At 44.1% G+C, this 14331-nt stretch carries 7 protein-coding genes, 9 tRNA genes and 3 rRNA genes; 6 read left to right on the forward strand and 13 right to left on the reverse strand.

Annotated features, from left to right (window positions below; all coding sequences use genetic code 11):
- Position 1: 1 nt before the first annotated feature.
- The 11 genes from L1999_RS23755 to L1999_RS23805 all read right to left on the reverse strand — a co-directional run bounded on the left by L1999_RS23755 (position 2) and on the right by L1999_RS23805 (position 5688).
- Positions 2-78: transfer RNA gene (locus L1999_RS23755), tRNA-Pro, on the reverse strand.
- A gap of 5 nt (positions 79-83) precedes the next feature.
- A tRNA-Arg gene (locus L1999_RS23760) sits at positions 84-157 on the reverse strand.
- Positions 158-179: 22 nt separating this feature from the next.
- Positions 180-268 (reverse strand) — tRNA-Leu (locus tag L1999_RS23765).
- Between the two features lie 5 nt (positions 269-273).
- Positions 274-348, reverse strand: a tRNA-Gly gene (locus L1999_RS23770).
- Positions 349-378: 30 nt separating this feature from the next.
- Positions 379-463, reverse strand: a tRNA-Leu gene (locus L1999_RS23775).
- A gap of 35 nt (positions 464-498) precedes the next feature.
- Positions 499-574: transfer RNA gene (locus tag L1999_RS23780), tRNA-Lys, on the reverse strand.
- Positions 575-584: 10 nt separating this feature from the next.
- A tRNA-Thr gene (locus L1999_RS23785) sits at positions 585-657 on the reverse strand.
- 19 nt (positions 658-676) lie between these two features.
- Positions 677-752: transfer RNA gene (locus tag L1999_RS23790), tRNA-Val, on the reverse strand.
- 7 nt (positions 753-759) lie between these two features.
- A 5S ribosomal RNA gene (rrf, locus tag L1999_RS23795) occupies positions 760-875 on the reverse strand.
- A 129-nt stretch (positions 876-1004) separates the two neighbouring features.
- A 23S ribosomal RNA gene (locus L1999_RS23800) occupies positions 1005-3939 on the reverse strand.
- 199 nt (positions 3940-4138) lie between these two features.
- Positions 4139-5688, reverse strand: a 16S ribosomal RNA gene (locus tag L1999_RS23805).
- Together the 16S, 23S and 5S rRNA genes with 8 tRNA genes alongside form the textbook arrangement of a ribosomal RNA operon.
- 392 nt (positions 5689-6080) lie before the next feature.
- Here L1999_RS23805 and L1999_RS23810 point away from each other — a divergent pair.
- The 4 genes from L1999_RS23810 to L1999_RS23825 all read left to right on the forward strand — a co-directional run bounded on the left by L1999_RS23810 (position 6081) and on the right by L1999_RS23825 (position 9006).
- Positions 6081-6776, forward strand: coding sequence for an MgtC/SapB family protein (locus L1999_RS23810; protein WP_235740790.1), 696 nt, complete (start codon positions 6081-6083; stop codon positions 6774-6776).
- A 77-nt stretch (positions 6777-6853) separates the two neighbouring features.
- A tRNA-Ala gene (locus L1999_RS23815) sits at positions 6854-6926 on the forward strand.
- Between the two features lie 203 nt (positions 6927-7129).
- Positions 7130-7477 (forward strand): DUF485 domain-containing protein, encoded by a 348-nt coding sequence (locus tag L1999_RS23820; RefSeq protein ID WP_430539986.1) that lies wholly within the window; start codon positions 7130-7132, stop codon positions 7475-7477.
- The gene (locus L1999_RS23825) at positions 7474-9006 is read left to right on the forward strand and encodes a solute symporter family protein (RefSeq protein WP_235740792.1); all 1533 of its coding nucleotides are present in this window, start codon (positions 7474-7476) and stop codon (positions 9004-9006) included. Before L1999_RS23820 ends, L1999_RS23825 begins: the two co-directional genes overlap by 4 nt.
- A gap of 316 nt (positions 9007-9322) precedes the next feature.
- Here the strand turns inward: L1999_RS23825 and L1999_RS23830 are convergent, their stop codons facing one another.
- Entirely contained in the window at positions 9323-10735 is a 1413-nt protein-coding gene (locus L1999_RS23830) for a DEAD/DEAH box helicase (protein ID WP_235740793.1), read from the reverse strand.
- Between the two features lie 184 nt (positions 10736-10919).
- Here L1999_RS23830 and L1999_RS23835 point away from each other — a divergent pair, with 184 nt between their 5' ends.
- Positions 10920-11492, forward strand: a complete 573-nt coding sequence (locus tag L1999_RS23835; RefSeq protein ID WP_235740794.1) for an RBBP9/YdeN family alpha/beta hydrolase — start codon at positions 10920-10922, stop codon at positions 11490-11492.
- Between the two features lie 258 nt (positions 11493-11750).
- Complete coding sequence (locus L1999_RS23840; RefSeq protein WP_235740795.1) at positions 11751-12635, forward strand: selenium metabolism-associated LysR family transcriptional regulator; 885 nt, start codon at positions 11751-11753, stop codon at positions 12633-12635.
- 63 nt (positions 12636-12698) lie between these two features.
- Here the strand turns inward: L1999_RS23840 and L1999_RS23845 are convergent, their stop codons facing one another.
- Positions 12699-14198 (reverse strand): acyl-CoA synthetase, encoded by a 1500-nt coding sequence (locus L1999_RS23845; RefSeq protein WP_235740796.1) that lies wholly within the window; start codon positions 14196-14198, stop codon positions 12699-12701.
- Between the last annotated feature and the right edge of the window lie 133 nt (positions 14199-14331).

Here is a 14331-nt window from a genome sequence, read left to right on the forward strand (position 1 = left end):
ATGGTCGGGAAGACAGGATTCGAACCTGCGACCCCTTGGTCCCAAACCAAGTGCTCTACCAAGCTGAGCTACTTCCCGTTAAGTGCGCCCTGAGAGATTCGAACTCCCGACCTTTTGATTCGTAGTCAAACACTCTATCCAGCTGAGCTAAGGGCGCATATGAATTTAATAAACTAAAATGGTGCCGAGGACCGGAATCGAACCGGTACGGTAGTCACCTACCGCAGGATTTTAAGTCCTGTGCGTCTGCCAGTTCCGCCACCCCGGCACATATGGAGCGGAAGACGGGATTCGAACCCGCGACCCCCACCTTGGCAAGGTGATGTTCTACCACTGAACTACTTCCGCATATATATTGAGTTACTTTTAAACACAAAATGGTGCGGGTGAAGGGAGTCGAACCCCCACGCCTTGCGGCGCCAGATCCTAAGTCTGGTGCGTCTGCCAATTCCGCCACACCCGCATTATTAAGAGTTATTTTACTAGTGTAAAAAACTATGGTGAGCCATGAAGGACTCGAACCTTCGACCCTCTGATTAAAAGTCAGATGCTCTACCAACTGAGCTAATGGCTCGTACTAAAGGTGCCGGCGAGAGGACTTGAACCCCCAACCTACTGATTACAAGTCAGTTGCTCTACCAATTGAGCTACCCCGGCGTAAAGTAAGGAAAATATATGGTGGAGGATGACGGGATCGAACCGCCGACCCTCTGCTTGTAAGGCAGATGCTCTCCCAGCTGAGCTAATCCTCCATATAAAGCCTGGCAACGTCCTACTCTCACAGGGACAAAGTCCCAACTACCATCGGCGCTGAGAAGCTTAACTTCCGTGTTCGGTATGGGAACGGGTGTGACCTTCTCGCCTTAATTACCAGACTATTTATTCGACACTATTTTATTATAATGTCTTTTTTTAAAATTGCAAGAGAAAATTAATATTTTTTTCATTCTCTCAAAACTAGATAATATAGAAGAAATTTTGTAAAAACGAGTTCGCTTATAACTATGGTTAAGTCCTCGATCGATTAGTATCAGTCAGCTCCACATGTCGCCACGCTTCCACCTCTGACCTATCAACCTGATCATCTTTCAGGGATCTTACTAGCTTGACGCTATGGGAAATCTCATCTTGAGGGGGGCTTCATGCTTAGATGCTTTCAGCACTTATCCCGTCCGCACATAGCTACCCAGCGATGCCTTTGGCAAGACAACTGGTACACCAGCGGTGCGTCCATCCCGGTCCTCTCGTACTAAGGACAGCTCCTCTCAAATTTCCTGCGCCCACGACGGATAGGGACCGAACTGTCTCACGACGTTCTGAACCCAGCTCGCGTACCGCTTTAATGGGCGAACAGCCCAACCCTTGGGACCGACTACAGCCCCAGGATGCGATGAGCCGACATCGAGGTGCCAAACCTCCCCGTCGATGTGGACTCTTGGGGGAGATAAGCCTGTTATCCCCGGGGTAGCTTTTATCCGTTGAGCGATGGCCCTTCCATGCGGAACCACCGGATCACTAAGCCCGACTTTCGTCCCTGCTCGACTTGTAGGTCTCGCAGTCAAGCTCCCTTGTGCCTTTACACTCTACGAATGATTTCCAACCATTCTGAGGGAACCTTTGGGCGCCTCCGTTACTCTTTAGGAGGCGACCGCCCCAGTCAAACTGCCCACCTGACACTGTCTCCCACCCCGATCAGGGGTGCGGGTTAGAATTTCAATACAGCCAGGGTAGTATCCCACCGACGCCTCCACCGAAGCTGGCGCTCCGGCTTCTCAGGCTCCTACCTATCCTGTACAAGCTGTACCAAAATTCAATATCAGGCTACAGTAAAGCTCCACGGGGTCTTTCCGTCCTGTCGCGGGTAACCTGCATCTTCACAGGTACTATAATTTCACCGAGTCTCTCGTTGAGACAGTGCCCAGATCGTTACGCCTTTCGTGCGGGTCGGAACTTACCCGACAAGGAATTTCGCTACCTTAGGACCGTTATAGTTACGGCCGCCGTTTACTGGGGCTTCGATTCAGAGCTTCGCTTGCGCTAACCCCTCCTCTTAACCTTCCAGCACCGGGCAGGCGTCAGCCCCTATACTTCGCCTTGCGGCTTCGCAGAGACCTGTGTTTTTGCTAAACAGTCGCCTGGGCCTATTCACTGCGGCTCTTCGAGGCTATGAACCCCAAAGAGCACCCCTTCTCCCGAAGTTACGGGGTCATTTTGCCGAGTTCCTTAACGAGAGTTCTCTCGCTCACCTTAGGATTCTCTCCTCGCCTACCTGTGTCGGTTTGCGGTACGGGCACCTTGAATCTCGCTAGAGGCTTTTCTTGGCAGTGTGGAATCAGGAACTTCGGTACTATATTTCCCTCGCTGTCACAGCTCAGCCTTCACGAGAAGCGGATTTTCCTGCTTCTCAGCCTAACTGCTTAGACGCGCATATCCAACAGCGCGCTTACCCTATCCTCCTGCGTCCCCCCATCACTCAAACGATTCTTTGGTGGTACAGGAATATCAACCTGTTGTCCATCGCCTACGCCTTTCGGCCTCGGCTTAGGTCCCGACTAACCCTGAGTGGACGAGCCTTCCTCAGGAAACCTTAGGCATTCGGTGGATGAGATTCTCACTCATCTTTCGCTACTCATACCGGCATTCTCACTTCTAAGCGCTCCACCAGTCCTTACGGTCTAGCTTCAACGCCCTTAGAACGCTCTCCTACCACTGACATCGAAGATGTCAATCCACAGCTTCGGTGATACGTTTAGCCCCGGTACATTTTCGGCGCAGAGTCACTCGACCAGTGAGCTATTACGCACTCTTTAAATGGTGGCTGCTTCTAAGCCAACATCCTGGTTGTCTAAGCAACTCCACATCCTTTTCCACTTAACGTATACTTTGGGACCTTAGCTGGTGGTCTGGGCTGTTTCCCTTTTGACTACGGATCTTATCACTCGCAGTCTGACTCCCACGGATAAGTCTTTGGCATTCGGAGTTTGTCTGAATTCGGTAACCCGATGAGGGCCCCTAGTCCAAACAGTGCTCTACCTCCAAGACTCTAACTACGTGAGGCTAGCCCTAAAGCTATTTCGGAGAGAACCAGCTATCTCCAAGTTCGATTGGAATTTCTCCGCTACCCACACCTCATCCCCGCACTTTTCAACGTGCGTGGGTTCGGGCCTCCATCCAGTGTTACCTGGACTTCACCCTGGACATGGGTAGATCACCTGGTTTCGGGTCTACGACCACATACTAATACGCCCTATTCAGACTCGCTTTCGCTGCGGCTCCGTCTCTTCAACTTAACCTTGCATGTAATCGTAACTCGCCGGTTCATTCTACAAAAGGCACGCTATCACCCATTAACGGGCTCTAACTACTTGTAGGCACACGGTTTCAGGAACTATTTCACTCCCCTTCCGGGGTGCTTTTCACCTTTCCCTCACGGTACTGGTTCACTATCGGTCACTAGGGAGTATTTAGCCTTGGGAGATGGTCCTCCCTGCTTCCGACCGGATTTCACGTGTCCGGCCGTACTCAGGATCCACTCAGGAGGGAACGAAGTTTCAACTACAGGGCTTTTACCTTCTATGACGGGTCTTTCCAGACCGCTTCATCTACCCCGTTCCTTTGTAACTCCATGTTGAGTGTCCTACAACCCCAAGAGGCAAGCCTCTTGGTTTGGGCTAATCCCGTTTCGCTCGCCGCTACTTAGGGAATCGCGTTTGCTTTCTCTTCCTCCGGGTACTTAGATGTTTCAGTTCCCCGGGTCTGCCTTCAATACCCTATGTATTCAGGTAAAGATACTGTTCCATTACGAACAGTGGGTTCCCCCATTCGGAAATCTCCGGATCAAAGCTTACTTACAGCTCCCCGAAGCATATCGGTGTTAGTCCCGTCCTTCATCGGCTCCTAGTGCCAAGGCATTCACCGTGCGCCCTTTCTAACTTAACCTAAAAGGTTTTACTCTAATTAATAGAGAGAAAAAACTAAAATGGCGATTTTACTCGGTTTTTACTTGGTTTCTTCTATACGATTATCTAGTTTTCAAAGAACGAAATTTTTTGAGAGATTGTACTCTCAAAACTAAACAAACAAAAAACCATCAAACAAACGTTTTTGTCTGGCTCATAAGTCCAGCTTATATCCTTAGAAAGGAGGTGATCCAGCCGCACCTTCCGATACGGCTACCTTGTTACGACTTCACCCCAATCATCTGTCCCACCTTAGGCGGCTGGCTCCTTACGGTTACCCCACCGACTTCGGGTGTTACAAACTCTCGTGGTGTGACGGGCGGTGTGTACAAGGCCCGGGAACGTATTCACCGCGGCATGCTGATCCGCGATTACTAGCGATTCCGGCTTCATGTAGGCGAGTTGCAGCCTACAATCCGAACTGAGAATGGTTTTATGGGATTGGCTAGGCCTCGCGGCTTTGCTGCCCTTTGTACCATCCATTGTAGCACGTGTGTAGCCCAGGTCATAAGGGGCATGATGATTTGACGTCATCCCCACCTTCCTCCGGTTTGTCACCGGCAGTCTCCTTAGAGTGCCCAACTGAATGCTGGCAACTAAGAACAAGGGTTGCGCTCGTTGCGGGACTTAACCCAACATCTCACGACACGAGCTGACGACAACCATGCACCACCTGTCACTCTGTCCCCCGAAGGGGAAATTCCTATCTCTAGGAGTGTCAGAGGATGTCAAGACCTGGTAAGGTTCTTCGCGTTGCTTCGAATTAAACCACATGCTCCACCGCTTGTGCGGGCCCCCGTCAATTCCTTTGAGTTTCAGCCTTGCGGCCGTACTCCCCAGGCGGAGTGCTTAATGCGTTAGCTGCAGCACTAAGGGGCGGAAACCCCCTAACACTTAGCACTCATCGTTTACGGCGTGGACTACCAGGGTATCTAATCCTGTTTGCTCCCCACGCTTTCGCGCCTCAGCGTCAGTTACAGACCAGAAAGCCGCCTTCGCCACTGGTGTTCCTCCACATCTCTACGCATTTCACCGCTACACGTGGAATTCCGCTTTCCTCTTCTGCACTCAAGTCCCCCAGTTTCCAATGACCCTCCACGGTTGAGCCGTGGGCTTTCACATCAGACTTAAAGGACCGCCTGCGCGCGCTTTACGCCCAATAATTCCGGACAACGCTTGCCACCTACGTATTACCGCGGCTGCTGGCACGTAGTTAGCCGTGGCTTTCTGGTTAGGTACCGTCAAGGTACCGGCAGTTACTCCGGTACTTGTTCTTCCCTAACAACAGAGCTTTACGACCCGAAGGCCTTCATCGCTCACGCGGCGTTGCTCCATCAGACTTTCGTCCATTGTGGAAGATTCCCTACTGCTGCCTCCCGTAGGAGTCTGGGCCGTGTCTCAGTCCCAGTGTGGCCGATCACCCTCTCAGGTCGGCTACGCATCGTCGCCTTGGTGAGCCGTTACCTCACCAACTAGCTAATGCGCCGCGGGCCCATCTGTAAGTGTCAGCCGAAACCGACTTTCAGCTTTTCCTCATGAGAGGAAAAGGATTATCCGGTATTAGCACCGGTTTCCCGGTGTTATCCCAGTCTTACAGGCAGGTTGCCCACGTGTTACTCACCCGTCCGCCGCTAATCAACAGGAGCAAGCTCCTATTGATTCGCTCGACTTGCATGTATTAGGCACGCCGCCAGCGTTCGTCCTGAGCCAGGATCAAACTCTCCATGAAAGTTGATTAGCTCATTTTGTTACGTTGGCTTCATTTCGTAAGAAATGAATAGTATTGTTTGTTGACGTTTTTGTTTGTTTAGTTTTCAAAGAACAATCGACTTGCATTTTTTGTATCGCTCAAAATCGACCCTCATAATATATCATATCTTCTAACTCGATGTCAACAACTTTTTTTGAATTAATTTTTAGCTGCGAACCTTCTCGCTGAGGACGAGATTTAATATATCATGATAAATAAATGATTGCAATATAATTTTAAAACTTTTTTAATTTTAATTATCAAATCAAAAATGAAAACAAATGACTTTCTGTTCTTCCCTTTATTCGTACAAATAGTTTAGAATCATATTAAGTACTACACCAAACAACTTTAGTATCGGAAGTGATGAGATGAGTACTACAGACGTTGATATATTGATTAAATTGGGAATTTCAGCAGTATTTGGACTTATTATTGGTCTTGAACGGGAACTTAAGCGTAAACCAGTAGGACTGAAAACAAGTCTTGTTATTTCGGTTGTAAGCTGCTTATTAACGATCGTATCCATCCAATCTGCGTATATGTTTCCAAACACAAATGATGTGAGAATTACCATGGATCCACTGAGACTGGCAGCACAAATCGTTTCAGGAATTGGTTTTTTAGGTGCCGGAGTTATATTAAGAAGAGGCAACGACAGTATCTCAGGTTTAACTACAGCAGCTATGATTTGGGGAGCGGCAGGTATTGGGATTGCAGTAGGAGCCGGCTTTTACCTTGAAGCTTCTGTTGGTGTAGCTCTATTAATTATAAGTGTTGAATTAGTACCTTTTTTAATGAAACTATTTGGTCCAAAACAATTACGGGAAAAGGAAATCAATCTCCAACTATTTATAAGGGACCAAAAGCAAATAGAAACAGCCATTACTTTTTTAATGAATAAAAAGTATATTATCCGCAGGCTGCGAATTAAAGATTTAGATAACGGAGACCATCTAGTGCAAATTTTAATGGCAGTAGATTATCGAGAAAAAACAACTGATGTTTATGCTGTGGTGTCTGAATTAGATGGGGTGCAAAAAGTGGAAATTGAAAGCATAAGTTAAAAAAATCACTTATTTATAAAATTTCCTCTTGCAAGATTAATATCATACAGATATAATTTGTCTTGTACCACATACACGGGGGCTTAGCTCAGCTGGGAGAGCGCTTGCATGGCATGCAAGAGGTCGTCGGTTCGATCCCGATAGTCTCCATCTTAAAACCTTTGCAAATGCAAAGGTTTTTTTGTTTATCTTACATAGAAATGGTAAAAAATAACTATTTTTATTATTTTTCTTGCCTTCTTACTAATAATCTCACTATAATTAAAACGAAATTATAATTTTCAGAAAAGTCATTTTTGAGAGGAGGAACATTCGATCGATAGAGATTACCCTTAATTACATGTATGTTTTAGATGAAAGGGGGCTTCCCGTTGGAGGCACAAAAAACAAATACAAATCTTGAAAGCGATTACACTTCAATTGTTCAATCAGCCGCATTTCAAAATTTACTCTCCGAAAAGAAAAAGTTTATCATTCCCATCACGATTTTCTTCTTTTGCTTTTATTTTGCACTTCCTATTCTAACTTCCTACTCAACCATCCTAAATCATAACTTTATCGGCAGTATTACTTGGGCATGGGTATTTGCTTTCCTTCAATTTGTTATGACATGGGGCTTATGTATGCTTTATTCCAAGAAAGCAACTAAATTTGACAAATTAGCAGAAAAAGTGATCCATGAAGGAGGAAAGAACGGATGAATACTCCTGCCTTTCTAATGTTTCTTGGTATTGTTTTCGTAACATTGATTATTACCTACTATGCTTCTAAGAAAACCAAAAATGCAAGTGAATTTTATACAGCAGGGGGAGGACTAACAGGGTGGCAAAATGGAATGGCCATAGCAGGTGATTATATGTCAGCTGCATCATTCCTTGGAATTGCCGGAGCAGTTGCATTAACTGGGTTTGACGGTTTTTTTTATAGTATCGGCTTCCTTGTTGCCTATTTGGTGGTTCTTTATTTGGTAGCTGAGCCGCTAAGGAACCTCGGAAAATATACTTTTGCAGATATGATTGCAGCCCGCTTTGATGCCAAAAGGATACGCGGATTTGCCGCTATGAATACCATAGCCATTTCTATCTTTTATATGATAGCCCAGCTTGTTGGAGCCGGTGCCCTTATTAAATTATTATTAGGCTTAGACTATACAACTTCCGTTTTAATTGTTGGGGTCTTAATGACTGTTTATGTTATTTTTGGCGGTATGCATGCAACGAGCTGGGTCCAAATCATTAAGGCTATTCTATTAATGGGCGGTACCTTCTTAATTTCTATTATTGTTTTAGCGAAGTTTAATTGGAGTATCATGGATATGTTTGATCAAATGAAAACGGCCACACCTTTAAAAGAATCGTTTTTAAATCCTGGTGTTAAGTACAAAGTCGGTCTTGATACCATTTCTCTTAATATGGGGTTAGTACTTGGCACAGCCGGGCTCCCACATATTCTTGTCCGTTTCTTTACCGTTAAAGATGCAAAAACTGCCCGTTCTTCGGTCGTGTATGCAACGTGGATTATCGGAATCTTTTATGTAATGACGATCTTCCTCGGTTTCGGTGCAGCAGCCTTTGTTGGGAATTCTGAAATTGTTGCAGCAAATCCTGCTGGTAATATGGCCGCTCCACTTTTAGCAAAAGCAGTTGGTGGAGATATGATGTTTGCTTTTATTTCAGCTGTAGCTTTCGCAACAATCTTAGCCGTCGTAGCAGGACTTGTCTTAACAGCAGCATCTGCATTCGCCCATGATTTTTACAATGAAATTTTACGTAAAGGGAAAGCTACTGAAAAGCAGCAAGTCAGTATGGCACGCTGGGCTGCAATCGGTGTTTCTATTATCTCTATCATCCTCGCTTTAGGCGCACAAACCCTTAATGTGGCCTTCCTTGTTTCACTTGCATTTGCCGTCGCTGCAAGTGCAAACTTGCCGGTTATTATTTACACGATTTATTGGAAACGATTTAATACCACTGGCGCAATTTGGGCCATGGTAGTAGGTCTCATCTCAGCAGTAGGGTTAGTTTTAATCAGTCCAAATGTTTTCAGCCCTGAAGTCGGAAAAGCTATTTTTGTTGGCAATCCTATTTTCCCATACACTACACCTGGGATTGTTTCGATACCACTCGGATTTATTGCTGGGTATTTAGGAACCATCTTCTCAAGTCAAAAATCAGATGTGAAAAAGTTTGAGGAAGTACTTGTAAAATCCAATACTGGAATTGGTATTTGAGGAAAGTCAAAAAGAAGGTGTCCCAAAAGTATAACTTTTAGGGGCACCTTCTTTTTCTATACATTGAACTAGTCTGTTGATTTCCACTCCAGGCGCAAGCGGTTCGCGGGCGGTACGGAGAGCCTCCTCGTCGCTTCCGCTCCTGCGTGGTCTCCCCTGCCCCGTACTCCCGCAGGACTTTGAATTTGCATCTTCGAATCCGCCCACGCACGAAGGAAATGCGATAGCATTTTCGAGGAGTCTGCGCGCCTTCCGCTCCAATCAACAAAGTGTCCAAAAGTATTCATCAACCACCTTTTGGGTCAGCTTCTTTCTTTTAGCGTTTCCTGCTGCTTCTAGCAGTTGTTGGTTTTCCGCTTCCTCTATCAGGCTTGCTCGAAGCAGAAAAATTTGTCCGTTTCCCTCTACTATCCTTCATCACACTAGATCTATTCGTGCCCTCTTTTTGAGCACCTCTGCTTGAGCCTTCAGACCTTCTGTCATTTCCGTTTTTATCCTTATTACCGTCTTTTCGAAATTTCTTCTGCGTTTCTCTTCCATAACCACGTGTTTTTGCTGGACTAGTGTGCCGTCTTTCTGACGTGCCCTCTTCTGAGCTATTTTTTTCATTTGTTGAATTCCCATCGCTTTGTTTTGGGATGGTAATCGAAAGTTCCTTTTCAATTTGCTCAAGCGCAGGCCGGTCAGCAGACGAATAGAATGTTACTGCCAGTCCGGTCATCCCTGCCCTTCCTGTCCTCCCAATCCGATGGACATAGCTTTCCGCATCTTGCGGGATATCATAGTTAAAGACATGGGTGATTCCCTCGACATCAAGACCTCTTGCCGCGACATCGGTTGCGACCAGCAATTGGATTTCGGCATCCCTAAAGCGTTTCATGACTCTTTCCCGTTTAGCTTGAGACAAGTCACCATGTAACTCATCACATGAAAAGCCTTGAGCTTTCAGAGCGTCATATAATTTACTAACCCTTCGTTTTGTCCGGCAAAAAATAACGGCTAAAAACGGGCGGTAGGTCTCAATTGAAGAAATGAGGGCTCCCTGTTTTGCCCTGTCGGTCGTATGAATCCCCAGTTGTTTCACACTAACAGCGGGTCCCTGTGTTTTTTCAATCTGAATATATTTTGGATTGCGCAAATGTTTTGCGGCTAATTGTCTAATTTCCGGCGGCATGGTAGCTGAGAATAACATAGTTTGTCTTGTAGCAGGTGTTTCCCTTATTATTTCCTCTACCTCGTTAAGAAAACCAATATGGAGCATCTGGTCTGCTTCATCTAATACAAGGAAATCTGTTTCACCCAGCCGTACTGTCTCTCTACGAATATGATCTAACAGACGTCCAGGTGTTCCTACTACTATTTGTGGATTCCTTTTTAACTTTTTCAACTGTTTGTCTACATCTTGACCTCCGTAGACTGCTAAAACAGCTAAACCTTGAATATCTGTAATCATTTTTTCAATTTCTTCCGTTATTTGTAAGGCCAGCTCCCTTGTTGGAGCGACGATTAGCGCTTGAACATGGGCAGCATTTCGATCTATTTTTTCAATAATGGGTAAGATAAAAGCAAAAGTTTTACCTGTTCCGGTTTGAGCTTGAGCAATCACATCGTCCCCCTTCATTACAAATGGAATAGCTTGTTGTTGTATCGGTGTTGGGACGGCGACACCATAAGTCCGCAAATGCTCGGCAAGTTCATTCGATATACCTAACGATAAGAAATCTGACAAAAAATACCCCTACTTTCTAATTTACCTATTCACTAATAATGAGTGTTTATCGTGTTAATTGCAATTATACATTTTCTATTTGTAACAAAAGCTGTTGCCATTTCTATTTAAAAACTTTATAATTATCCATAATACCAACTTAATCAATCGGAATAATGTATATTAAATCCACAGGAGGGATTGGATGAACCAACAACAGTTTCTTATTATTCATGGGTTAGGCGGAAGCGGCCATGACCATTGGCAAACTTGGCTGGCAGATACTCTAACGAACAAAAATTATCAAGTGAGTTATCCCACTTTTTCAAAATTTGATTCACCAAATCTAAACGTCTGGTTAGAGGAATTGCATCTCGCTATTCAAACAGTTCCGGCCGATTCAGAACTTACCGTTATCACTCATAGTTTAGGCTGTCTCCTATGGCTTCATTATGCAGCAACTCAGGACAAAAAGTTAGCTAAGCGTGTCATTCTCGTTGCGCCGCCATCTCCAGCGATCACACTTACGGAAGCAGAAACCTTTTTTCCAGTACCATTAAACAGTAACCATTTATCTAGAACAGCAGACGAGATCTTGTTTCTCCATTCCAATAATGATCCCTATTGCAATATTGAGGATACGAAAATTTATTTAAATCTAGACCATCCTTCTGTCGTGATACCCAATGCTGGTCATATTAATCCAGCATCGGGTTATGGAAAGTGGCCGTCAATCCTTGATCTGTCTCTAACAAACAAAATACCAATTCTAAATTAACGTAAGAAGTGATGTTCAACCATCGCTTCTTTTTTTACACATTAAACTAATGGCGTGTTAAAGGTTATTATTGTTGATTTTAAGCATGTTGATTGGAGCGGAAAGCGAAGCCGCCTAGAGCGGAAATCAACATTCAAGATTAACACAGCCAAAATAATTACACCAGATTAACTCTTAAATGTGCATATATGATAAGCTACTAATTATCTAGATCGTCTATTAACAGTCATCTATTTTATCAATTAAGGAGAAGATATAATGGACTTGCACCAACTCTATGTATTTACAAAGGTTGTTGAGCATAAAAGCTTTTCCAAAGCTGCGGAGGATATCTTCTTAAGTCAATCAACGGTCAGTTCCCATATACAAGGACTCGAGAAAATGCTGGGAGTGAGATTATTTGACCGGGTGGGACGGGAAAGTATCCTTACACCACATGGAGAACGATTGTATCATTGGGCCCTCCAGCTTTTACTTATTAAAGATCAGGCATTACTCGATTTAAAGGAAGGAATGACCACACTTCGAGGAATGATTCGAATCGCAACAAGTTCGGTTCCAGGGCAGTTTATGGTTCCAAGGATGATTAAACAATTTAGGGAGCAATACCCTGAGGTTATCTTTCATATCAACCAATCTTCCTCAAAACATGTGGCAGAAAAGGTTCTAAATGGTTCAGTAGACATGGGGGTGTTAGGTCAGAAATTCGAAAATGATAAGCTGCGCTATATTCCCTTATTAAAGGAAAAACTCGTTCTCGCTGCATCTAATGAAATAAGCTTAACGGAACCTGTAAACATAAAAGAAATTATACCCTACCCGTTTATCATGCGGAACTCGGATTCAGGAACGAATGCTTTATTAGAAAGATTTTTGAAAAAAAATAAAATTACCAAGGACCAGTTAAATATCGTTTCCTATATTGAAGACGGGCAGAGCTTAATCCAGCTAGTGATTGAAAATGTTGGTATTTCCATCATTTCAGAAGTAGCGGCGCGTGAATATTCCCGACATAACATGCTTAAGATGTATAACATCCAGAATTTTGATGATGAACGATATTTTTACCTTGTTTATAATATTAACAAAACCCAATCGATTGTTTCTAAATTATTTATTGAAACTGCGGCTGAATTAATTTAGGCTTGATGGATTTGGATCTATCAACAAAAATAAAGCAAGGGAGAACGAATTTGTTCCCCCCTTTTATCTTTTCATTCCTATTTCTTTTAATTTCTTCTTATCAATTTTGCCAACGTGGGTTTTAGGCAATTCCTCTAGACGAATAAATTGTTTAGGAATCTTATAACGGCCCAATTTCGGCTCACAATAATTTTTTAATTCTTCGTCTTCTAATGTAAAAGGATTTAATAAGGAAATGAAGGCTGTGACAATCTCACCCCATTTTTCATCAGGAAGCCCGATGACAGCAGCTTCATTAATCGCAGGATGCGCAGTAAGCCAATGTTCTATTTCGAGCGGATACACATTTTCTCCTCCAGTAATGATCATATCCTTTTTCCGTCCGACAATATAAAAATAACCATCCTCATCCTGTTTGGCTAAATCACCCGTATGAATCCACCCCTCTTTCATGGTTTCTTGGGTAGCGGTTTCTTGATTCCAATAACATGAAAAAGAATGTTTGCCGCGAATTAAGATTTCTCCAACTTCGTTAGCCATTGTCTCAGAACCATCCGATTTTAACAATTTGATTGAATTAAATAACATTGGTTTCCCGACAGAACCACGCTTCATTTTTGCATCCTCAGGGCTAATATAAAAATTATTCGGTCCTGCTTCCGTCAGCCCGTACCCTTCTTTAAAGGCTAAACCTTTTTTGTGAAAAGCTTCATAAATTTGGAGCGGACAGGGGGCTGCTCCCGATAAAAAGACTTTCATATCAGGAAATTTGCTCTCATCGAACTCTCTCGTTTGGATCATCGTCTGATACATGGTTGGAACGAGGAGGACAATCGTACATCGATACTGTTGTAAAGATTCGACGGCTTTCTCCCCAGAAAAATGATCTCCCATAACAACGGTTCCGCCACCCATCAAAATGGGAATGCTTAAGGCATTTAAGCCTCCCGTATGAAACATTGGTAAATAGTTAATCGTTGTATCCTCCATTGATAAACCCCAGCTGATAATCGTGTTAAGGGCATTCCAGAAGATGGCTTGATGACTTAACACGACACCTTTTGGTTTACCGGTCGTTCCGCCTGTATAGATCATCGCCAGAGGATCTGTTTCGGATATTGGCTCTGTTAAAACTGTATGGATGGAATAAGAGACTAGTTTTTCATAGCTCGCCTCTCCTACTAAAAAGGAGCTTAGACCATCGCTGATTAATTGTAGACCAAGCGTTTCAAAAGTTTGATGGATCCCTATTAAAACGGGCGTACAATCCGCTAAGATTTCCCTTAATTCAAGCAGGGATAGACGCCAATTCAACGGTACCAAAGTCGCGCCGATTTTGGCGCAGGCAAATAATAAGTCGAAATAGCTAATATGATTAGGGGATAATAATGCGATCCGATCGCCTTTTCGTATGCCCCGGCCATTAAGCCAGTTTGCGGCCGCACATGCACGATTATTTAATTGTGAATAGGTCCAAGTCTTGTTACTTTCTTCCTCAATAATGGCATTCTTACTAGGGGTTATTCTTGCTCTATGCTCCAGCCAATCCATTTCCCACCTCACCGAACAATCGCTCCTTCTCTACTAAACAAGATAGCTCTATTTTAACGGTTTTTGGTTACATCGGAGTTACAGAATAACAAATTCATAAAAAAAAACGACCCTAATAAGGTCGTAACATGAAAGAACACTTTTT

The sequence above is a fragment of the Neobacillus drentensis genome, from assembly GCF_021560175.1.
GTDB lineage: Bacteria > Bacillota > Bacilli > Bacillales > Cytobacillaceae > Neobacillus > Neobacillus drentensis_A.